Source organism: Trebonia kvetii (assembly GCF_007827045.1).
In the GTDB taxonomy this organism is placed as follows: domain Bacteria; phylum Actinomycetota; class Actinomycetes; order Streptosporangiales; family Streptosporangiaceae; genus Trebonia; species Trebonia kvetii.
Genome location: NZ_RPFW01000005.1, coordinates 1 through 19,826, shown reverse-complemented (window position 1 = coordinate 19,826; position 19,826 = coordinate 1). Strand labels below are relative to the sequence as shown.

The following is a 19,826-nucleotide window of genomic DNA, read 5'->3' as shown; positions in this document are numbered from 1 at the left end:
CATGCCCCCATCGGCAAGGTGCCGCCGCCGACGAACACCCAGGCCAGGGAAACACGCAGCCCAACATCATCGGGAAACACAATGCCGGAAACCCGGAACTACGTGAGCACCCAGGGTGCCGCTCAACAACCTGCGGCCGAGCGGCGCGCTTTGGCTGCTCCGCCCGGCGCACGACGTACCGGCAGTCCGTGGCAGTGGACGGATTACGAAGCCCCGGTCGCGTCGAGCAGCTCGCCTGTCCCTGCCGACGGGCCTGTCGTGTCGGCTGGCGTGGTCACGAACCCTGTTCGGCTGGCAGCACAGGGATTTCCCCGGTCGGCTGCGGATGCAGTCAGGTCGGGAGCAAGAGCCGGCTCTGCGCAGAGCCGAGTCCAAGCACCGAGCGCGGGACAGCGGCCCTCTCAGGCACGGTCGCCACGGTTATCCGTTTCATGTGCCGGTATCCCGTGGCCGTCGGGTCACCTTCGTCGGCCGCGTGAATGGGTAGGCCGGGTCGTGGCAGCGCGAGGATGGTCCGGCGGCACGCCGGTCGCCGGGCCAGCGTGGGGTGGGCGCAGGGAAACCGCTCGCGGCGAGACGGGCGTGGGTCGCTGATCTGTCGGGGCCGCGTCGGACGGCCTGGCGGGTCACGGCGTTCGCGATTTCGATGACGACCTCGTCTGCGGGGAAGCCGAGGCGGCTGGCCAGTCTTACTGCCTCGATCGCGGTGTCGACAGGGAAGGCTCGCGCGACTAGGGGCACTTGCGGTGACACGACGGGCCTTGCCTCATCATCAACTGCGGTGAGTTCGGTACCTGCAGTTGTCTGGCGAACCTGATCGGCCGCGGCAGGCGGCAGCAGGTCGGCAAGCAGGGCGGCGGCGCTGCGCAGGGCGAGGAGCGGTCCCTCGGTTTCGCTCATCCTGTGCTGCCAGCGACCGAGATCGGCGTCGACAATGACGCTGAGCAGCGGCACAGCTTCGGCGGTGAGCACGGCGCGCAGCCCGGGCGGTCCTTCTTGCTCGAGGATCTGGGCGGGGTCACGTCCGGCGAGCACTGGCTGCCGCAGGATCGCGGTGAACGGGCGGAGAATGCGATAGGCGCGGATGGCGGCCTTGACTCCGGCTGGGTCGTCGTCAAACGCGACGAGCACCCCGGTCCCGGCAAGGTTGCAGTTGCTCGCGAGGAGTGCTGCCTGGCTGGGAGTCAGCGCGGTCCCGCAGGGAGCCAGCCCTACCCAGTGGCCCTCGCCGGCGATGGTGACCGCGATCGCATCGAACGGGCCTTCCACGAGGACGGGCGTGGCTCCGGCCTTGAGTGCGCCTTGAGCCTCCCGGAGCCCGAAGAGCAGGTCGCTCTTCTTGTAGTGGCTGGTCTCTGGGCTGTTGAGGTACTTCGGGACGTCGGAGGTTGAGCCGGGGCTAGCCCTGCCGATGAATCCGGCGATCCGGCCGTCGGCGGCGCGGACAGGGAGCACGACCCGGTCGCGGAACTGGTCGATGGGGGTTCCGCGGGAGGACCGGCGGGCGAGTCCGGTGGCTTCGATTTCCTCCTCGGCGTATCCGGCGGCCAGCAGATGGCTGGTTAGCTCGGTCCATCCGGCAGCGGCATAGCCGATGTGCCATTCCCTGGCCGTGGCCGGGGTGATGCCGCGTGAGAGGAGGTAGGCGGCGCCCCAGCTGTCTGCCAGTTGCTGGCTGAAGATCGCCGCGGCGTCATCCAGGATGGCCAGTTGGCGGGTGTCTCGCTTCGGACGCGCGGCAATCGGGGTCGGTGCTGGATGGGCAGGTGCTGCCTCAGGTTGCGGAACGGCGGTTTTGGCTGCGGGCCTCAGCGTGGCGACGGCGGCATCGGGGGCTGCCTGGTCGAGGTGGCGAGTGATCCGTGTGGCGGCCGCGACGACCCGTTCCCCGGCGGCGAGGATCGTGGCGGCGGGCTGCGCGCGCGGGTCGGTGCCGGCCCAGGCCGCGGGTGGGTCGAGGTAGCGGGGCACTGGGATGCCGTAACGGGCGCAGGTGATGAAGGCGACGGAATCGGCCTCGGCCTTACGGAGGCCGGTGCACCCTTTGCCGGACGTCGTTGCCCCGGGCGCGTGGTGCAACGCGCCGTGTGCCAGCACATGGCCGAGCTGGTGAGCCAGCGCCCAGGCTTCCTGACTTGCGTTCAGCCCGGGCGGTACGCGAATGCGGCGCGGGGTCCAGAAGGTGACGCCATCGGCGGGAGCCCCGTGCTCGCGCTCGACCGCGAAGCCTTCGCGGCGGGCCAGCCAGCGCAGCGCATCGCATCGCAAAACCCTAGAGGTACTTCGTCCTGCAGGCGCAATGCGGGAAGCTGGGTAACTGCAGGCGGCCCGCTGGTCTGCGAAACGTCCCAGACGTGGCTGACATGGGACGCGTCACGCCAGTGGAGGGGGTTCTGCTCCCCTTTTGCGCGTGGGGTCTTGCCGCGGTTCGGTGAGTGTTCCTGGCGGGAGGCCGGGAAGACCTCAATGCCCGCTTCGCCGCGGTTGACCTGGCGGCCAGCCGCCTGCCATTCGGCATAGCTTTTGAGCATCGTGACGCCGGGCCGCTGAGCCTCCACGAGCAGGATGTTCGCGAAGCTCTCCCCCGGGAGACGGGCCGCGATGCGCAGGCATCGTTCCCAATCGCCGGCCGTGCGGATGCTGGCCGCTTCCACAAGCAGCCGCTCTCTGAGGACCTCGAGCTTCGGCTTGCTGGGCGCACTGCGGCCTGCTGCCTCGGCCTCTGCGCTGTCAGGCATGGCGGGAGCCAAGACGGATTGTCGCGGCCAGCCAGCTCAGCCGGTTATTGGCGATCTTCCAGCCTTCCTGCCGCAGCCGGTCAGCCAGCGCCGTCTGGCTAAGCCGGACGCCATCCAGCGCAGCGTCTGCAGCGATCCGCCTGGCGGCGTCTACCAGCCGGGCGTCGTCCGCTCCTGCGCTGTCGCTCTCGCTTGCCAGCGACAATCCGTCGTCTTCTTCGGCTCCCGGATCGTCTATGTGTATTCCGTGTGGCGCCTCGATGGGAAGGTCATCTGCCTCCCCTGATGTGCCGGAAGAGGGCAGCCCCTCGGAGGTGATCATGCTGCCGATGGCCGCGTGCGCCTCATCAGGGGTGGTGTAGTCCAGCGAGGCGAGCGTCGCGGTCATCGTCAACATCTGGACATGGCGCAGGACGTCTGCTGCGATCGACGCGTCGGCGAATCCGGCGCGCGCCAGGGCGGCCTGCGCGCGCCGGTGTGCTCTGCGCACACGGCGTGCGCCCGACGGTGCACCGTCCCGATCGCTCCCACGCCGGGCGATCGCTTCCCTGAGCCGGTACAGGCTCAGGGCGGCAGACTCGACTCGCACGTGGCGCGTCGCGTCGTTAGCCGACAGCGCCTGATCGGCTGCCATCCGGAGACGGATGCGGATCCCCTCTTTGAAGTGGAGCCAGCGCAGTGCACCTAGGCTCCGGCTCCGATGGACCGAGGCGCGTGACCTGCTCTCCTGGAGACAGAACTCAAACAGGACGGCGGCGATAGCCGGCATCAGCGCGTACGCCTCGGGAGCGTCCGGTCGGCCAGGAGCGTGGGTGTAGTTGAACGCGGCGGAGGCCGCGACGAGCCCCCAGACCGCGAGCCTTGGGGCAAGACTTCGGCCGCCGTGCGTGGCACGACGGACCAGGAGAACCGCGCATACGCCCGCCGCGCCATCCAGCGCTAGGAACAAGAGATACGGCCACGGACCTGACAGGTCCATGTTGGAGCGGGCGAAGCCGGTGAGTCCTTGCGAGCTGATGCCCGACGCCACAGCAGCGAATCCGCCGAGCAGAACGTACTGGGCCACCGATGCAGCTCGGTCTCTGCCGACGGTCATCGCTCATCACTCGCCGACGCCACACGCGGCTGCTGACGCGTCGCCGGCGCGCTGCTGCCCCGCGGATCTGTGCAACGCTCCACCGCGGTACCTCCTGACAGGTGAGATCGCCGTCACTTGTCTTGCCTGTAGTTGATCTGCTTCATAGATGCCATCAACTCAAATTTACGTTAGCCCGATGCGCGCCGGACATCAACTTGAATGCACAACACAACATGCTGCCGTTGATATGAGATGATGAGCCTGTGGGTGACTCTCGGAAGGACGAGGCGGGAGCGGGGGCAGCGCCGGCGGCGGACGTTCAGGCACCGCTTACGCTGGCCGGCAAGCTGAACACGCTGGTCGATAGCGCGCACCCGGCCGGCCGCGGCCCTTACAGCAACGTGGAGATCGCCGCCCTGATCGAACGGACCACGGGCGAGCAGGTGTCTGGCACCCAGATCTGGAAACTGCGCAACGGACAAGCACAGAACCCGCAGAAGCGGCTGATCGAGGCACTGGCCCGGACGTTCGGCGTGCCGCCGGGGTACTTCTTCGATGACTACGACCCGCGGGCCGCTGGGCTAGTCCAGGAGCAGGTGGAGTTGCTGGCCCTCGTTCGCGACTCCGGGATCACCGCCGTGCAGCTCCGCGCCATCGCCGGGCTGCCCGACGAGGCACGCGAGGCAGTCGTCCGCCTCATCGAAGCCACCGCGCGCGCCGAGTCTGGCAAGCGTAGCGATCAGGGCGAGCCCAGGTGAACCTGCTTAGGCCTGCACTCGTATCTCTAAGTGACGGATCGATTGCGTGCTGATATGCCGGCAGCTGCCTCCGCCGGGCTATGCACGTCGACCAGTACGCTGAGGTGAACGATGCCAGGCAAGAGCAAGACAGCGCGGTACGCCGCCATTGCGCGAGAACTTGACATCCCAGTGCCATTCGACCTCGTGGAGTTCACCGCGCGGTTGGAGCGCCGACGGAGCCGGCCGATTATGCTGCGCCCGTTCACCGCTGCGGCTGGCATGCCCAGCGGGTTGTGGATCGGCACTGACACGGCGGACTACATCTACTACGAGCTGGGGACGACGCCGTTTCACGGCGCGCTCATCGTGCTGCACGAGATCGCGCACATGCTGCTCAATCATCGCGGGATGAGGGGATGGGAGGGCTTCGCCTCTCAGCTAACACCTGACGTGCATCCTTCACTGGTACGGCTGATCCTCGGCCGCTTCGGTTACGCCGAGCCAGAGGAGCGCGAAGCGGAGACTCTTGCGTCTCTCATGCTCGCGGGAGCCTTCACCTGACCTAGGCCGTTGCGCCTGCGCCTTGCCAGAGAACGGGAGGCCGAGACCCTCGCGTCGCTCATACTTGACCGTGCTGTCGGTGACATGTGCTACGTCCAGGCCCGGCGGCGCGGAGATGGGTTCGGCGTTCCGGCGGGCTTGCCAGGCATGGAAGCCGCGGCGCGAAGACCGCGGCCTCGCTGACCTCACCGCAGGTTGCGGGTGATCCGGCGGCGGATGACACGGGACACCCGAACCAGCCTGACCACCTCAGAGTTCAGATCATCCCCGGCCCCCAGCCAAGGTCCCTCAGAAACCGGCGCGTGCGAGGGAAGCTTGCCCTGCCTGCATGCTTCGGCGGCGTCCATGACGACCGCTGCCTCAACCTCCGCGGCCTCCTGGTCCGCGCTCAGCGCGGCCGACCGAGCCGCAGCCGACGCCTTGACCGCGACATCCCCACGCCAGTACGGCCTGAGCGCGAGCTCGGCGTCACGGATCTCGATCACCCGCCTGAGCAGGCGCCAGCGGATGCCGAACCCGGAGCCGCGCGCGGCCGGCAACTCGACCTGCGGAACCGCCTGCAGCATCGCGCCCCACAGCGGACGCAGCCGCCAGTACGCGATCCACAGCCGGCACTGCGATGCGACATGCATCATGGCAGGGCCAACCGCCATGACACCGATCCCCGGGATGACCGCGCATCCCTGCAGGAACGCGATGACGCTAATCACCGGCCTGCCCGGGCCGGGGCCGGCAGAGCACGCGACGATCAGGGCTGACCTGGCCAGCGTCAGGACAAGCTCCGCACCCGCGGATCCCCAGACCAGGCACATGCTCACGCGGGCGCGGCGCTCGCGCGCCGAGCCCGCGTGCCGCCGTGCAAGGGCAGCGATGCGGAACAGGCCAGGTGCGTAGAAGGTAACCAGCGCGAGCTGCGCCGTGATCACCGCAGGCCCGGACTGGGCCGCCCCGTGCGCGCCGGGACTCGCTGCAAGCTTCACTCGCACCAAGAGCAGAGCGATGCACGCACCACCCAGAACCGGCACCATGATGATGTCGGCGAAGTGGCGGATGCCGCCGCCGGCCGTGGCGAGCGTTGCCGATAGGGTCCACGTGCCGGCGGCCCCCAGTCCGGCGGCGGCCCACACCGCAGGTCCGGATGTCCCGGCCTGCAGGACATCCGGGAAAGCGGCCGCCATCCCCAGGCAGGCGCTGAAGGCCGTCATGGACAGCGCGAGCCCGGTAAGCGTGAGCGAACGGTCCCGCACCGCTCCGGGAATGGCCCAAGCGGCGGAAAACGCTGCCGTTGCGGCGGCTACCCAGTAAACAACTGCCACGTGCGTATCCCGGTCTCAGGGCTCACAACCCGGGGCACCCCCCAAGGACAGGACAGCCATCCAGCAGCCAAGCCATCCCGGGACTGTCCCTGGGTTCAGAACCGTCTGCGTCATGGCCGCCGGGCTGACAGGGAGCGCTTGGCGGCGATGGCAACGGCCGAGGGTTCCTATCCTCCGTTACCACGAACCCCCGCTCCACGGATGACCGGTAAACAGCACGCTGTGCGCCTCGACCTGCCGGAACTGTCAAATTCCCCGTTTCGCACGCCGGCGAGGAACGCATGCCATTCGTCAGGGGTAAACCGGAGGACCGGACCTGCGGAGTTCCTGCTATTGCGGACGCCGACCTCGCCGTCGGGCAGGTTCGCTACTTCGACGCAGTTACCGTTGGCGAAGCTCAGGGAACTCTTAACCCAGCTGGGGCCTGAAGCATCGGTTCCGGCCGGGTTTCCGGGCTCAGGGGTGCTTACCACGTCATTTCCTCACGTTTCGGTGTGCCTGATCTTGAATGCGAAATCGCGATGGCTGGTGCGGGCAAGCACGGAGCATTCCGGCTCTCAGTCGGGGTCCGGACGGTCAGCTCGAAGACTCCCGCTCGATCACGGTTGCCTCGGCGGCCCTTTGGGACGGTGACTGACCGAGCCTTCGTGGCCGGGCGCGGTCACCGTCCGCTGTCGGTCACGAGTTGCCGCCGTCGGCAGACAAGTCACGCTGACCGGGTTCGGCCTGGTAGTCGCCGGCGATCGCCTCCTGCAGCTCGTCTGGGCCCGGTGAGGTGAAGAACCTGCCGATGACGTCGCGCCGCGCCGCCCACCAGCCGCGCTCCTCGTCGTGGCCGATGATGTACGACTCGCCCCAGTGGGTTTCGAGTTCGGCCAGCACGTCCTGGTCCGCGCTGGTTCGCGGTGTGCTGGCGGAGGTACAGCCCGCTGCGTCATCCATCCGGGTCCTCCTTCGCATGCTCCTGTAGTCAAGCGGACACCGGGCGTACAGTGGCAGTGATGGCGAGCTGACAACGTTGGTCCGGTTACGACCAGGGCGGGCTCAGCAAGATCATCGCCGCGCAGCGGCGGTGCCCGCCCTACCTCGCCCGGCTGATAGACGACGCGCTCGATGCCGGAGGGACCGTTATCACCGCGGCGGCGAACGCCCCCGAACCACCTCCCGGCGCCGAGAAGACCCGCCGTGCGCTCGACGACGTGCTATCAGAGGGCGTGATGTCGCCCGCACTGCTTGACGACTGGGAGGCGTCCGTCCTGCACTACGGATACCGGACGCGCGACACGCCATCCCCGCGGCTGGTGGCCGACCTGACGGCCGAGCTGGCGGACCTGCGCCTGGCGATGGGACGCCACCGGTCGGCCTCCGCGCTGCCGCGGCTCGCGCTGGCCGCAGCCTGCATGTCCGGCATGGTGTGCCTGACCCTCATCAAGGCGGGCGACCGGCAGGCGTGGCGGCGGTGGGGGCGCACCGCCCGGCACGCGGCGACCGAGGCGGCAGACGGCCCGGCGCTTGCGTGGACGACGGCGCAGGAAGCCTACGGCTACTACTACGCCGGGGACATGCCCGGCGCGGTCGCGTGCGCCAGGTCCGCGCTCGGCGCCACCCGGGCACCGAGCGTCGGCCGGGCGCTCGCCGCGGCCCTGGAGATGCGGGCGCACGCGGCCATGGGCGACAGCCGGGCCGCCATGCAGGCGCTGAGTACCGCCGAGCAGACACACGAGCGGCTGTCCGGCGCGGCCCTGGCGGCGTCCGCGTTCGGCTACGCGGAAAGCCAGCTCAGGTTTCACGCCGGAGACGCCCTTACGCAGCTCGGCGACACCGCCGAGGCCCGCACCGAGCTTGACCGCGCCCTTGAGCTGTGCAGCCCCGATGACTACACCGACTGGGCACTGATCCGGCTCGACCAGGCCGCGTGCGTAGTCCGCGACGGTGACGCGGATGCAGGCATCGGTTACGCGGCTAGTACGCTGCTCTCGCTCGACGGAGCGAAACGGCAGGGCATCATCACAACGCGCGCCCGAGACCTCCTGGCCGGGCTCACACCCGCCCAGCAAGCATCACGGGCCGCCCGCGAGTTCGGCGGCCTGCTCGGTGACACCACCGGCACGAAGGAGACCCCCGCGTGATCAGGCTCGCTGACGCTGAACCGGGAGACGAGACAGCGATCGCCGCGCTGTGCGCGGAACTAGACGAGTTCTACGGTGACGCCCCGCAGGGAACACCACCCGCCCGGGCCGCGCAAGTCCGCGCCGCGCTGTTCGCTGACCCGCCGCTGGCATGTGCGCTGCTCGCCTGGGACGGCCCGGCGCTGGCCGGATTCGCTTCGTACTCGTTCTTGTGGCCCGCGGCAGGACTCACCACGAGCCTCTACCTCAAAGAGCTGTACGTTGCCGCCGCCCACCGGCGCGGCGGCACCGGGAAACTACTGATGGACGGTCTCTACCGGATCGCTGCCGACCGACAATGCTCGCGAGTCGAATGGACCACCGACACCAGCAACCCCGGTGCGCAGGCATTCTATGAATCCCTCAGCGTCAAGCCACTGCCAACCAAGATCTTTTACCGCGCAAGCAACCTGTCATAGCGCCACCGTCTCGCCTCGGCCAGGAGTTCTCATCGATTGTCGTGCCCTGCGCCGCAGGCAGGCGAGCAGCCGGTGCTGCGGCCCGGGTGCCGCGCGCTTTTCCTGCCAGGGATCGCTGGCGGCTACAGGCGTTCAAGAGCCACCCTGACTCTGGCCAGGATCACCAGGTCCACGAGCCTCGACGCACGCATCCCGGTGGTTAGGGGCGGCGCCTGGCGGGGCCTGGCCGGCAGCGCCGGGGCGGGCCGCGTCACGACTGCAGTGCCGGCATCCGGGAGACGGCCCAGGTGCTGCCCCTCGTGCGGTTCCCCGCCGGATCGCTTAGGTCCCGCGATCACTGACCAGGTGACTTTTGCGGGCCTGGCGCCTTCGAGGGGGTACCAGCCGCCGCGCTCGCTGAGGTACTCGACGATCAGCAAGCCGCGGCCGCCTTCGTCGTCTGCGTCCGATTGCCAGGCTGCGGGGGCGCCGGGGTGGTCGTCGCGGACCATTACGGCCAACTCGCCCTGATCGAGGGTGAGGACCAGCCTGATGACGGCCCGGTCCCCGCCGGCGCAGGCGCTCACTGCATTGGTGACCAGTTCGCTGGCGACGAGCTCGGCGTCGTCGGCCAGCTCGAGTACTCCCCATTCCCAGAGGATTTCGCGGGTCCAGGCGCGGGCGCAGCCCGGCGCGGTGACCACCGCCCCTAGGTCAAGGAAGGCGCAGGGCAGCCGGCCCGCCGCCGGACCAGGCCGACTGAGGCCGGGCCGCGAGGCGCCGGTCCCCCGTGTGGTTCTCACGGGCATCGGTCCTCCGGGTAGTCCACTGGAGGCGGTGCCCCGGCCCGCCCGGCCCGTGGCCGCCGCTGGGTCCCGGCGAGGTTCAGCCCGGCCAGGACGAGTGCGGCCTCGATCTCGGAGACGCGGCGGGGTCCGATGCCTCGGATCTTGCGAAGCTGGCCACGGGCATGCAGGCCCAGGACGTCGCCGACGGTGCGGGGCTCGGCGAACGGCGCGTCGTAGGCGCGGGCGAGCGGGTTGAAGCTCTGACGTCTCAAGACCGTGAGCAGACACTCGACCGGGCATTGCGGGGTGACCGGCCCGTGGTGGGGAACCCTCCCGCGGGACACTGCCAGGAGCAGCTCAGCCATGGGCCGTCCTCCCCGCCTCGCGGGCGCGTTCGTTGAACCGCTCCGCGGCCTGGGTCACCGTCCGCCCCCAGGCCAGCCGATACGCCTCACGCGGGCGCGCCTGGTACCGGCGCGACAGCTCAGCGGCGAGCTCGTCATGTCCGAATCCCGGGCCCCGCATCCGGTCCAGCAGCCCGTCCAGCTCAGCTGTGGGCCCCCTGCGGCCGGGCCTGGCCGTCTGCTCCGGGTCAGACATCTCGGTCTTCCTCGGGGACGGTCGTGCCGCCTTCCTCGGGGATCTTCTCGCCCTCGCCTTCCGCGAGCCCGGATTGCTGCGGAACCTGCGGGCCGGTCACAGGTTCCGGCGGCGTGGCGCTGCGGAGGGCAGCGACACGAGCCACGTCCCGTGCAGCCTCATGAAGCTGCGCCGCTGCGCGTGCTACCTGCGTGCTTGCCATGAGCAACAGGCAACCTCATCCCCTGGGCGGGCGGGAGGGCACGGAAGAGGGACGGATGTGCGCGCAGGGTGTGTGAATCAGCCTGGACGGCGCATACGGCGCGTGGCAGTGTCAGACTGATCGTGTCCGCACTGGCAGGAAGGGCAGGCACGTGCCGCGAGTGCTGAAGGAGGAGAACCTGCGGCTCCGGTCCCTGCTGGACGAGGCAGCAATGTCCAACAAGGGCCTGGCGCGCAGGGTCGTTGACCTCGCCGCGACCCGGGGACTGACCGGCGTGCGGTGCGACCACACGTCAGTCCTGCGCTGGCTGGCGGGCGAACAGCCGCGCCCGCCGGTCCCCGAACTGGCCGCCGAAGCCCTGAGCAATGCCCTCGGCCGGAAGGTCTCCGAAACTGAGCTGGGCATGACGCCCAGCAACCTGCCCGGCGACCTCGGCCTGCAGCTCCCTACCGGCTGGACGGAAACCATAGCCACCTCAACCGCCCTCTGGAGAGCCGACGTGCAGCGAAGGCGCTTCCTGGTCAACGCGGTCTTCACCTCGGCCGCGCTGCCCGCCTCCGCGCTGCGCTGGCTCACCAGCCCGCCCGCCGCCGCGCCCGCCTCCTTCGGCACGCGCAAGGTAGGGCGCGACGACATCGACGCGATTCGCGAGCTGACGCGCTCGTACCGGGAGATGGACAACCGGCTCGGCGGCGGCAAGCTCCGCAGCTCGATCGTGTCCTACCTTGACGATCACGTCTCGCGCCTCCTCACGACGGGCAGCTACCGGGAAGAGACCGGCCGGCAGCTCGCCGCCGCCTGCGGTGAGCTGTCCCAGCTGGCCGGGTGGGTTGCCTACGACAGCGACGAGCACGGCCTGGCCCAGCGCTACCTCACCCAGGCCCTGGCCTACGGGCGCCATGCCGACGACCATGCCCTGGCGGCCGAGATCCTCGCCGCTCAGGCGCACCAGGCCCTCTACCTGGCCCGGCCGGACGAGGCGATCGACCTCGCCAGAGCCGCCCAGGCCGCAGCGGTCCGCCACGGATCGGCGACCCTGCTCACCGAATGCCTGGTCATGGAAGCCCACGGCCACGCCGCCCGCAACGACGCCCGCGCCTGCGGTGCCACCCTCGCCAGGGCGGAGCAGACCTTCGACCGCGCCGCCCGTGAGGACGACCCCGCGTGGCTCGCCTACTTCGACGAGGCATACCTGGCGGCCCGGATGGCGCAGTGCTTCCGCGACCTGGGCGAGGCGGGCCACGCAGCCCGGTACGCGTGCCGCTCGCTGGACATGGACGGCCGCTACGTACGGGGCCGGGCCTTCAACCTCTCGCTGCTCGCCACCGCCTACGCCGCCCAAGACGAGCCAGTGCAGGCATCCGTTGTCGGGCGGCAGGCACTGGACCTGACCGTCCGCCTCACCTCAGCCCGCAGCGTCCGCTACGTCCGCGACCTGGTGCGGACCCTCCGCCCCCGAGCCGACGTCCAGGCGGTGCGGGACTTCACGGCGGAGGTACGCGAGCGGCTGCCCGCCGCAGCTGGGCATGCTGCACCCCGATGATGCTGATCGCGCCCAGGATCTCGCCCCGGGCGATCATCGCGGGCGTCTCGTCAACCGGCACCCAGGCGACCTCGGCCGTCTCGTCTACCTCGGGCTCACCGACATGCTCGGCACCATGCGCCAGGTACAGGTCCTGCGGGTAGTCAGCGTTGCCGATGACCGGCTGGCTGGACATGACGAACTCGATGCCGCGCGGCCGCCAGCCGGTCTCCTCCTCGACCTCGCGGGCAGCTGCGGCGGCAGGGTTCTCACCGTCGTCCACGTAGCCGCCCGGCAGCTCCCAGACCCAGCGGTCCACGATGAACCGGTGCCTGCGCATCAGCAGCACCCGCTCGCCCGCGTCGTCCAGCACCACCGTCATCGCGCAGCGGCGCATCCGGAAAACGTACTGCGTGAACCGCACGTGATTCGGAAGCTCGACATCGGCCAGGCTCACACGGACATGCGGGGTGTCGTCCACCAGCCGCTCGCCGTGGATCACCCACTTGTGCGGGTCAGTCACGTACGCGACACTACCGGCCGCATAGCCTGGGCAACACCGCCGAGCCAGGCGGCCCAGCGGCAGTCGCCGCGGGGTCGCGGAAGTGCCGCGAGTCGTAGGCGAGGCTGCCGCCCCAACGCGGATGCTGGCCGTTGAGACCCTGCTCGCCAACCCAGAAGTACTTGTTACCACCCTCGCTATTTGAACATCCAGCGGCTGTAGTATCTGTGGACGATTCGGCACAGCTCAGCGAGGAGCCAGGCAACCTCATCACATAGTGTGATTGCCGACGTGGCTTAAGGGCGCGCGCGTAGCCGCCGTTATCTTAAGTCCGCCCTGAGGTGTCTCCCATGTAGCTTGACGCACTCATGGACCTGCGTCGTGGACACGTTCTCTTAAGTGGTGTCTCCGACGTAGCTGATGTGAGGCGCCCTGCGCTGACCAGCGGCTTTCCTCTTCTCGGCGCGCTTTTGGGTTCTTGTTCCCGCCCAGAACCTCACGTGGTGGACATGTCTCCCACGCAAAAACCCCTCCTGACCAGGGCTTCTTCCAAAAGGACTTAAGATAACCGCCGTTAGGTGCGCTCAGGAATGGGAACGCCGGTGAGCAGGTCGCCACCCATAATTGGTGCATCTGGCGCGTGACTGTCCGAGAATTGCCTCATCCGGGAACTCGGCGCCGGCAATGGGCTGTACGTGGTCAAACTAGCGCTCGGGCTACTGCTCAAGCTGCTGTCTGTGCAGTTCAGGGGCATGTCGCTGCATCACTGATCAGCGGAATCATGATCTGCCGCCCAGGCTTGGATGCCCGATACGTGCCCAAGTCAGAGCTCGTACACCACGCAGTCACCGGCAGCCGGATTGGTGGTGGGGCGGCTCTGGGGACCCGCTGCCAGGCCAGACCCGGGTTATCGCCGCGGCAAGGCTGCGGATGATCCTGTTGGCGTCGCTTGAGGCCTGGGTGCCAGGCGCCCGTCCTGGCGCCGCTGCTGGTGGCTGGCTGCGGCCAGCATTCGCGGGGCGAGCGCCTTCCGTGCGGTCGCCTATCGGCAGGTCGATGGCGCGGGCGAGAGCGGGATGGTGTCCTTGCCGCCCCTGCGCGTCACGGTCCGGGTGCGGTGCCCGCGTGCCGGCCCGGGGGCCCGGCAGTGGTTGGGTAGGCGTGCGGGGAAGCGCGAGGCGTGCGGCGCGGGCCAGGCGTGCGGGCATGGCATGCCTGAACCGGTCGCGGCGGGCCCGGCGGATGGCGATCGGCGACCTCCGCATGCTGGACTCGGCGCCGCCCTTATCCGGTCACCGGGCGTGGCCTCACCTCGGTAACAAGCTGGCACTGTCGCCGCGGCCGGCCTGGGACCTCAAGCGATCGTCAGCCAAGTACACGACTGTGTGCATATCACCGGTCGGCGACCCTGTGATGTCAGGATGGGCACCCACGGGCTGCGTCACACGGGGCGGGAAGCGCGGCCAGGGTCTGGATGACCCGCGCGATGGCCCGGTCGAGGATCGCGAGGACCTCGCCGCTTGTTCGCCCCTTCGCATCGTTCCAGCGGGTGAGCGCCTGGGTTCTGGCCAGCCGGACCTGAGGTGAGGACACGGTGAGCATGCCGGTCGCGGTAGCCGACTGCCCGCGGGATTCCCAGAGCGCGTCGTACACCGCGTCGATGGCCCGGCCGACCTCAGCGTCTCCGCCTTGCGCCGCCCCCGCCCGGATCAGGGCGCCGACCAGGCAGACGGCGTCCGCATCGTGCGGGGCGGAGACGCCGGCCGCCAGGCCGGTCACCAGGATCTGCTGGCTGCCATCCGCCGGAGTTGTCCACCAGCCGTCCTGCGCCCATCCGGCTGACAGGTCCGCGTGCGCCGCCTCGAGCAGGGCAAGCAGCCGTTCAAGGACGGAATGCTGGATCTCGAGCAGTGACTGCCGCCGCGCGCCAAGGGCGTGCAGGCGCCGCCGCCAGGGACGCTCCCGGCGCGCGGGCATAATGCCGCCCTCAGGCGTGGTTACCGCCGGGACGCTCACGTCTCGCCCGGCGGAACGGAAGGTAGCGAGTCTGGTCATAGCCCAGGATCGCTCTGCCGGGGCTCCGAAAGCCAGGGGTCTGAGGGGATTGACCTGGGCATTTCCTGGGGAGTGTTAGGTGTACCTTCCGCCGGTTTACCGGCGCGCGGCTGTGTGCTGAGTCTCCCAGAGAGGAGGCGATGTCCAGATGCCGAGGAGGCTTTCGGCATCACTAGTGGCGACTCTGCTGTTCGCGTGGCTGCTGGCCGCGTGCACGGGCACATCGGGGAGTACTCCGACGAATCCGGTGGCGGGGTCGCGGATTACCGTGGTGATGGTGACCCATGGGCAGTCGTTTGACCCATTCTGGTCGCTGGTGCAGAAAGGCGCGCAGCAGGCGGCGTCGGACTTCAACGTCGCGCTCACATATCAGTCGCCCAGCACCACCAATCCGCAGGCGCAGGCCGCGATGATCACGCAGGCGGCGGCGAAGAAGCCGGATGCCATGGTGGTGAGCATCCCCGCTCCCGCGGTCCTCGCGGGCCCGATCCGGCAGGTCTCGTCCTCTGGCATACCAGTCGTGGTGGTCAACGTCGGGGACAGGTCGTATCAGAGCGTCGGCGCGCTGACGTTTGTCGGCCAAGCCGACTACCTGGCCGGGGTGCAGGCCGCCAAGGCGATGGCGGCGGCCGGGGTTCGCCATGCGCTCTGCGTCATCCACGAGGCGGGGAACACCGCGCTCACCGACCGGTGCGCCGGGTTCACCAGGCAGCTCGCCGCTAGTGGTGGCTCCGTGCAGACCTTGTCCGTCAACGGCGCCCAGCTCCATCAGGCGGACGTCGCGATCCAGCAGGCGCTGAAGCGGAACCCGGACATCAACGGGGTCCTCACGGTTGGCATCCTCGGGTTCGAGGCAGCAGGCGGTGCCCTGCATTCGCTGAACAAGCTTGGCACGATGAAATTCGGCACCTTCGACGTGTCCAGGACCAACCTGACCGCGGTGCAGAACGGCCAGCTGCTGTTCGTGATCGATCAGCAGCCTTTCCTCGAGGGCTACGCCGCGGTGCAGGCCGCCGCGTTCGATGTCCGTTATGGCCAGCACCCGTTTCAGCCGATCTACACCGGGCCCAGCTTCGTCACCAAAGCCAACGTGGCCCAGATCCAGAAACTGTACAAGAACACCGGTATCGCGCTATTCCAGGGCGGCTACCCGCAATGAGTACCCCGCGGACGCTGACATGGCGGTGATTATCCGGACCTAAGCATGGTGCACCCGGGCACCGGGGAGGTGGCGATGGCATTCGCGGCGGGGGTTCCTAACGTCGAGGCGGCAGGGGGCCTCAAGCTGTCGCTCACCCCCCTCGACCTGGCACTTATCATCATTTACTTCACGTTCGTGCTCGGGATCGGCATCGCACTGCGCCGACTGATAACAACCTCGACCGATTTCTTTCTCTCCGGCCGCTCACTGCCCGCGTGGATCACCGGAATCGCCTTCATCTCAGCCAACCTCGGTGCCATCGAGATCCTCGGGATGTCAGCTAGCGGCGCGCAGTACGGCATCAGCATCGTGCACTACTACTGGATCGGCGCCGTGCCGGCGATGGTATTCCTCGGCGTCGTCATGATGCCGTTCTACTACGGCTCGCGGGTCCGGAGCGTCCCTGAGTACCTGCTGCGCCGATACGACCGCAAGACCCACCTGGTCAACGCCCTCATCTTCGTCTTGTCGTCGGTCCTCATCGCGGGAGTGAACCTGTATGCCCTGTCCGCGGTGCTTGAGGCCCTGCTCGGCATCCCGCTGGCCGTGGCGATTGTCGTGTCGGCGCTGTTCGTGCTGTCCTACATCATGCTGGGGGGCCTGTCGAGCGCCATCTACAACGAGGTCATGCAGTTCTTCGTCATCTGCGCCGGCCTGATCCCGGTGGTCATCGTCGCGCTGAAGGAAGCGGGCGGCATCGGCGGCCTGTTCGCCAAGCTCAGCACCCAGGGCCACGACTTCACCTCCGCCTGGTCGGGCATCCAGTTCGGCGGTCACAACCCGATCGGCGACTGGGTATCACTGGTTTTCGGGCTGTCCTTCTGCCTGTCGTTCGGCTACTGGACCACCAACTTCGCCGAGGTCCAGCGGGCGATGTCGGCCAAGGACGACAACACCGCCCGGCTCACGCCGATCATCGGCGCGTTCCCGAAGGCCATCATCCCCCTGGGCATCGTCATCCCGGGGATGGCCGCGGTCCTGCTGATACCTGGCCTGGGCCAGGGCGGCGGCCTGGCGTTCAACTACGCGATCCCGGCGCTGATGAACAAGTACCTGCCGACCGGCGTGCTGGGGGTGGCGATCACCGGCCTGCTCGCCGCGTTCATGGCCGGCATGGCGGCGAACGTCTCCTCCTTCAACGCGGTGTGGACCTACGACATCTGGCAGGACTACATACGGCCCGGCCGGCCGGACAGCTACTACCTGCGGGTTGGCCGCATCACGACAGTAGTGGGCGTTTTCATCGGCATCCTCACCGCGTTCATCGCGGCCGGATACACCAATATCGCGAACTACCTGCAGACCCTTTTCTCGTTCTTCAACGTGCCCATCTTCCTGGCGTTCATCGTCGGCATGGTATGGCGCAAGGCGGGCCGCGGTTCCGGGTTCTGGGGCATGATCGTCGGTACCCTCACGGCCTTCGGCACGTGGCTCCTCTATAAGCAGGGCGTCGTGTCGTTCCGCAGCGACCTCGCCGAAACCCAGTGGGGCGCCATCTTCGGGTTCAGCGCGGGCCTGATCGCGATGGTGATCGCCAGCAGGTTCAGCCCGCCCAAACCGGTCTCAGAGCTGAACGGGCTGGTCCTCGGCCTGCAGAGAAGAGACGTGCAGACAAGCGCCCGCGTCGCCTGGTACAAGTCGCCCGAGCTGATCGGGGCCGCCGCCCTTGTCCTGTGCGGGCTCCTCTACCTGTACATCGCCGTCGTATGAGCCGTCGGCATGCCCTGACCAGGAAGGATGTCACATGGCCGCCAAGGTGGAACTCACGCCGGAAGAGGCCCGCAACTGGCGGCTCGCCAAGCTGTTCGACCTCCGCACGTTTATCGGGGCGCTGTTCCTGATCTTCGGGATCCTGGTCACCATCCCCGGCATAACCGCCAGCCAGGCCACGATCAACAAGGCGGCCGACATCAACCTCGGGCTGTGGGTAGGCGTGACCATGCTGGTGATCGGCGTTTTCTTCCTTTCGTGGGTGCTGCTCAAGCCGCCCGCTCCCGTCACAACGGCTGAGGCCGAGGCCACCCGCAAGGCCCGCGAGGAATTCGGGACGCAGGGCCCGGGCCATCACTAGCGGATGATGTTCCAGGCCAGCGCCGCGCACCGCCCGGGGGGCGTAGGCCCGCAGGGCGGTTAGATGGGTGCACCCCAGGCCACCCGGGGCGTGTCCGCGCCTCGTTTTATCGCAGTGAACGCATAACCTCGGGCTTTCGCCTGGCATAGGCGCGGCCTGTCCGTTTGCATGAAAAAAGTGCCTTTGACCTGGGAGAATAGGGCTTGTCTAGGGTCCTATCGGCCGCACATCGAAGGCACTTTTCACGTGAAGAATAGCGCACGCACTGCCCGTGTCACGGTGTCCTGCGACGGCAAGGGCATGGTCTCCCAGGCCGGGGCGGTCCTGCTGTGGGAGACGCTGCGGGCGACCGGCCTGGGCCGGGGCCTGTCGCAGGGCCTTTCCCGGTGGCGGGCGCCGCGGGCGGTGCACGACCCGGGCAAGATCGTCGCGGACCTGGCCGCGGCGGTCGCGCTGGGCGGGGACTGCCTGGCCGACATCGCGGTGCTGCGCGAGCAGCCGGAGCTCGCCGGGCCGGTCGCCTCCGACCCGGTGGTGTCCCGGCTGGTCGCGGCGCTGGCGGCGGACGGGCCGCGGGCGCTGAAGGCGATCCGCGCCGCCCGCGCCGCGGCCCGCGAGCGGGCCTGGGCGCTGGCCGGGCGGGACGCTCCCGGCGCGGACGGCGGCCTGGTCACGGTCGACCTGGACGCGACGATCGTGATCGCCCATTCGGACAAAGACCAGGCCAGTCCCACGTGGAAGCGGACATTCGGCTTCCATCCGATGACCGCCTGGGCCGATCACGGCGCCGGCGGGAACGGGGAGCCCCTCGCGATCATGCTGCGGCCCGGGAACGCCGGCAGCAACACCGCCGCCGACCACATCGAGGCCGTCCGCCTGTCCCTGGCGCAGCTGCCCCGTCACCTGCGCCGCAGGGTGCTGGTCCGCGCCGACTCCGCCGGCGGGACGCACGACTTCCTGGCCTGGCTGACCGCCCCGTCACGGCGGCTGCGCTACTCCGTCGGCATGACGATCACCGAGGACATGCAGGCCGCGATCGGGCAGGTCCCCGCCGGCGCGTGGACCCCGGCCTATGACGGCGACGGGCAGGCCCGGGACGGCGCGTGGGTCGCGGACATCACAGGTCTGCTCGACCTGTCGTCCTGGCCTGCGGGAATGCGGGTCATCGTGCGCAAGGAGCGCCCGCACCCCGGAGCGCAGCTGCGGTTCACCGACATCGACGGCCACCGCTTCACCGCCCTGGCCACCGACGCTAAGAAAGGCCAGCTCGCCGACCTTGAACTACGGCACCGCCGGCGCGCCCGCTGCGAGGACCGGATCCGCAACGCCAAGGACACCGGGCTGCGGAACCTCCCGCTCAAGGGCTACGCCGCCAACCAGGTCTGGTGCGAGATCGTCGCCCTGGCCTGCGAACTGCTGGCCTGGACGCAGATGATCGCCCTGGCCGGCGAGGCCCGCCGCTGGGAACCGAAACGCCTGCGCCTGCGGCTGTTCAGCATCGCCGGGCGGCTCGTGCGCGGCGGCCGCCGCCTCCGGCTCCGCCTCGCCCACCGATGGCCCTGGGCTGACGAGGTCACCGCCGCGATCGCACGCCTGCAAGCCCTCCCCGCCGGCTAACCAGCCGGAACACCCCGACGACCAGGAAGGAGAAACCCCAGGGCACGTGGAACCCCGCCCACCCGGCGCGACAGCCGGACAGCCCGCCATGGCCGGCACCAGAAATCAACCACCAGCCGAACACCTCAGGCCAGCAGATCACGGACGCGTAGGGTCGGGGACTGGCGCGGTGGCTTGCTGGCTTTAGGACTTGGGGCCTTCGTGGCCGCCGGTTTCCCGGTCGGTTGTGCCACCCCAGTGTCCTTGGCCAGGTCTGCTTCGTTTCCAGT

Annotated in this window: 21 protein-coding genes; 9 read left to right on the top strand and 12 right to left on the bottom strand. The window is 68.9% G+C overall.

All coding sequences use genetic code 11. The features are described 5' to 3' along the window. Window positions 1-429 precede the first annotated feature (429 nt). The 3 genes from EAS64_RS25060 to EAS64_RS25055 all read right to left on the bottom strand — a co-directional run bounded on the left by EAS64_RS25060 (window position 430) and on the right by EAS64_RS25055 (window position 3,834). The gene (locus tag EAS64_RS25060; protein ID WP_246115891.1) at window positions 430-1,971 is read right to left on the bottom strand and encodes a toprim domain-containing protein; all 1,542 of its coding nucleotides are present in this window, start codon (window positions 1,969-1,971) and stop codon (window positions 430-432) included. A gap of 170 nt (window positions 1,972-2,141) precedes the next feature. Then, the gene (locus EAS64_RS46110) at window positions 2,142-2,738 is read right to left on the bottom strand and encodes a hypothetical protein (protein ID WP_246115860.1); all 597 of its coding nucleotides are present in this window, start codon (window positions 2,736-2,738) and stop codon (window positions 2,142-2,144) included. Continuing rightward, entirely contained in the window at window positions 2,731-3,834 is a 1,104-nt protein-coding gene (locus EAS64_RS25055; protein ID WP_145856806.1) for a DUF2637 domain-containing protein, read from the bottom strand. Before EAS64_RS25055 ends, EAS64_RS46110 begins: the two co-directional genes overlap by 8 nt. Window positions 3,835-4,079: 245 nt before the next feature. On the opposite strand from EAS64_RS25055, the gene EAS64_RS25050 reads away from it, so the two are divergent. Together EAS64_RS25050 and EAS64_RS25045 are read left to right on the top strand one after the other, a co-directional pair. Further along, entirely contained in the window at window positions 4,080-4,574 is a 495-nt protein-coding gene (locus tag EAS64_RS25050; protein ID WP_145856804.1) for an XRE family transcriptional regulator, read from the top strand. A 186-nt stretch (window positions 4,575-4,760) separates the two neighbouring features. Further along, window positions 4,761-5,117 carry a hypothetical protein gene (locus EAS64_RS25045; protein ID WP_222849587.1) on the top strand — a complete coding sequence of 119 codons (357 nt, stop codon included), beginning with the start codon at window positions 4,761-4,763 and terminating at the stop codon, window positions 5,115-5,117. 185 nt (window positions 5,118-5,302) lie between these two features. Here the strand turns inward: EAS64_RS25045 and EAS64_RS25040 are convergent, their stop codons facing one another. The 3 genes from EAS64_RS25040 to EAS64_RS25030 form a co-directional block, all read right to left on the bottom strand. Further along, window positions 5,303-6,433 (bottom strand): MAB_1171c family putative transporter, encoded by a 1,131-nt coding sequence (locus EAS64_RS25040; RefSeq protein WP_145856800.1) that lies wholly within the window; start codon window positions 6,431-6,433, stop codon window positions 5,303-5,305. A 167-nt stretch (window positions 6,434-6,600) separates the two neighbouring features. Beyond that, window positions 6,601-6,906, bottom strand: a complete 306-nt coding sequence (locus tag EAS64_RS25035; RefSeq protein WP_145856798.1) for a DUF397 domain-containing protein — start codon at window positions 6,904-6,906, stop codon at window positions 6,601-6,603. Window positions 6,907-7,111: 205 nt separating this feature from the next. After that, window positions 7,112-7,375, bottom strand: a complete 264-nt coding sequence (locus EAS64_RS25030) for a hypothetical protein (protein WP_145856796.1) — start codon at window positions 7,373-7,375, stop codon at window positions 7,112-7,114. A gap of 257 nt (window positions 7,376-7,632) precedes the next feature. Between EAS64_RS25030 and EAS64_RS25025 the strand changes: the two genes are divergently transcribed. Together EAS64_RS25025 and EAS64_RS25020 are read left to right on the top strand one after the other, a co-directional pair. Next, a complete protein-coding gene (locus EAS64_RS25025; protein WP_145856794.1) occupies window positions 7,633-8,562 on the top strand; it encodes an XRE family transcriptional regulator in 930 nt (309 codons plus the stop codon). Then, complete coding sequence (locus EAS64_RS25020; protein WP_222849586.1) at window positions 8,559-9,020, top strand: GNAT family N-acetyltransferase; 462 nt, start codon at window positions 8,559-8,561, stop codon at window positions 9,018-9,020. Before EAS64_RS25025 ends, EAS64_RS25020 begins: the two co-directional genes overlap by 4 nt. A gap of 122 nt (window positions 9,021-9,142) precedes the next feature. Here the strand turns inward: EAS64_RS25020 and EAS64_RS25015 are convergent, their stop codons facing one another. Genes EAS64_RS25015 through EAS64_RS43805 form a run of 4 tightly spaced genes read right to left on the bottom strand, consistent with a single transcriptional unit; the run spans window position 9,143 to window position 10,532 of the window. After that, window positions 9,143-9,802 (bottom strand): ATP-binding protein, encoded by a 660-nt coding sequence (locus EAS64_RS25015; RefSeq protein ID WP_187366166.1) that lies wholly within the window; start codon window positions 9,800-9,802, stop codon window positions 9,143-9,145. Next, window positions 9,799-10,152 (bottom strand): hypothetical protein, encoded by a 354-nt coding sequence (locus EAS64_RS43810; RefSeq protein WP_187366165.1) that lies wholly within the window; start codon window positions 10,150-10,152, stop codon window positions 9,799-9,801. The genes EAS64_RS25015 and EAS64_RS43810 overlap by 4 nt, the downstream gene beginning before the upstream one ends. Continuing rightward, window positions 10,145-10,387, bottom strand: a complete 243-nt coding sequence (locus EAS64_RS25010) for a hypothetical protein (RefSeq protein ID WP_145856790.1) — start codon at window positions 10,385-10,387, stop codon at window positions 10,145-10,147. Before EAS64_RS25010 ends, EAS64_RS43810 begins: the two co-directional genes overlap by 8 nt. After that, complete coding sequence (locus EAS64_RS43805; protein WP_187366164.1) at window positions 10,380-10,532, bottom strand: hypothetical protein; 153 nt, start codon at window positions 10,530-10,532, stop codon at window positions 10,380-10,382. Before EAS64_RS43805 ends, EAS64_RS25010 begins: the two co-directional genes overlap by 8 nt. A gap of 208 nt (window positions 10,533-10,740) precedes the next feature. Between EAS64_RS43805 and EAS64_RS25005 the strand changes: the two genes are divergently transcribed. Next, window positions 10,741-12,132, top strand: coding sequence for an NsdA family TPR-like regulatory protein (locus tag EAS64_RS25005; RefSeq protein ID WP_145856788.1), 1,392 nt, complete (start codon window positions 10,741-10,743; stop codon window positions 12,130-12,132). Here EAS64_RS25005 and EAS64_RS25000 read toward each other — a convergent pair. Both EAS64_RS25000 and EAS64_RS24995 read right to left on the bottom strand, forming a co-directional pair. Continuing rightward, window positions 12,074-12,634: an NUDIX domain-containing protein gene (locus EAS64_RS25000; protein WP_145856786.1), complete on the bottom strand. Its 561-nt coding sequence runs from the start codon at window positions 12,632-12,634 to the stop codon at window positions 12,074-12,076. The two genes, EAS64_RS25005 and EAS64_RS25000, sit on opposite strands and share 59 nt — an antisense overlap. Window positions 12,635-14,029: 1,395 nt before the next feature. Next, window positions 14,030-14,668 carry a DUF6197 family protein gene (locus EAS64_RS24995; protein ID WP_145856784.1) on the bottom strand — a complete coding sequence of 213 codons (639 nt, stop codon included), beginning with the start codon at window positions 14,666-14,668 and terminating at the stop codon, window positions 14,030-14,032. Window positions 14,669-14,816: 148 nt separating this feature from the next. On the opposite strand from EAS64_RS24995, the gene EAS64_RS24990 reads away from it, so the two are divergent. The 4 genes from EAS64_RS24990 to EAS64_RS24975 all read left to right on the top strand — a co-directional run bounded on the left by EAS64_RS24990 (window position 14,817) and on the right by EAS64_RS24975 (window position 19,557). Next, window positions 14,817-15,827 (top strand): substrate-binding domain-containing protein, encoded by a 1,011-nt coding sequence (locus tag EAS64_RS24990; RefSeq protein ID WP_145856782.1) that lies wholly within the window; start codon window positions 14,817-14,819, stop codon window positions 15,825-15,827. Window positions 15,828-15,902: 75 nt separating this feature from the next. Next, the gene (locus EAS64_RS24985; RefSeq protein WP_145856780.1) at window positions 15,903-17,579 is read left to right on the top strand and encodes a sodium:solute symporter family protein; all 1,677 of its coding nucleotides are present in this window, start codon (window positions 15,903-15,905) and stop codon (window positions 17,577-17,579) included. Window positions 17,580-17,613: 34 nt separating this feature from the next. After that, window positions 17,614-17,940, top strand: a complete 327-nt coding sequence (locus EAS64_RS24980; RefSeq protein WP_145856778.1) for a hypothetical protein — start codon at window positions 17,614-17,616, stop codon at window positions 17,938-17,940. Between the two features lie 300 nt (window positions 17,941-18,240). After that, window positions 18,241-19,557 (top strand): IS1380 family transposase, encoded by a 1,317-nt coding sequence (locus EAS64_RS24975; protein ID WP_246115890.1) that lies wholly within the window; start codon window positions 18,241-18,243, stop codon window positions 19,555-19,557. The last annotated feature ends 269 nt before the right edge of the window (window positions 19,558-19,826 follow it).

Coding starts and splice junctions, on each gene's coding strand:
- EAS64_RS25030 (WP_145856796.1), bottom strand. CDS start 7,375: ATGGATGACGCAGCGGGCTGTACCTCCGCCAGCACACCGCGAACCAGC.
- EAS64_RS24975 (WP_246115890.1), top strand. CDS start 18,241: ATGGTCTCCCAGGCCGGGGCGGTCCTGCTGTGGGAGACGCTGCGGGCG.
- EAS64_RS24990 (WP_145856782.1), top strand. CDS start 14,817: ATGCCGAGGAGGCTTTCGGCATCACTAGTGGCGACTCTGCTGTTCGCG.
- EAS64_RS24980 (WP_145856778.1), top strand. CDS start 17,614: ATGGCCGCCAAGGTGGAACTCACGCCGGAAGAGGCCCGCAACTGGCGG.
- EAS64_RS43810 (WP_187366165.1), bottom strand. CDS start 10,152: ATGGCTGAGCTGCTCCTGGCAGTGTCCCGCGGGAGGGTTCCCCACCAC.
- EAS64_RS25010 (WP_145856790.1), bottom strand. CDS start 10,387: ATGTCTGACCCGGAGCAGACGGCCAGGCCCGGCCGCAGGGGGCCCACA.
- EAS64_RS46110 (WP_246115860.1), bottom strand. CDS start 2,738: ATGCCTGACAGCGCAGAGGCCGAGGCAGCAGGCCGCAGTGCGCCCAGC.
- EAS64_RS24985 (WP_145856780.1), top strand. CDS start 15,903: ATGGCATTCGCGGCGGGGGTTCCTAACGTCGAGGCGGCAGGGGGCCTC.
- EAS64_RS25055 (WP_145856806.1), bottom strand. CDS start 3,834: ATGACCGTCGGCAGAGACCGAGCTGCATCGGTGGCCCAGTACGTTCTG.
- EAS64_RS24995 (WP_145856784.1), bottom strand. CDS start 14,668: ATGACCAGACTCGCTACCTTCCGTTCCGCCGGGCGAGACGTGAGCGTC.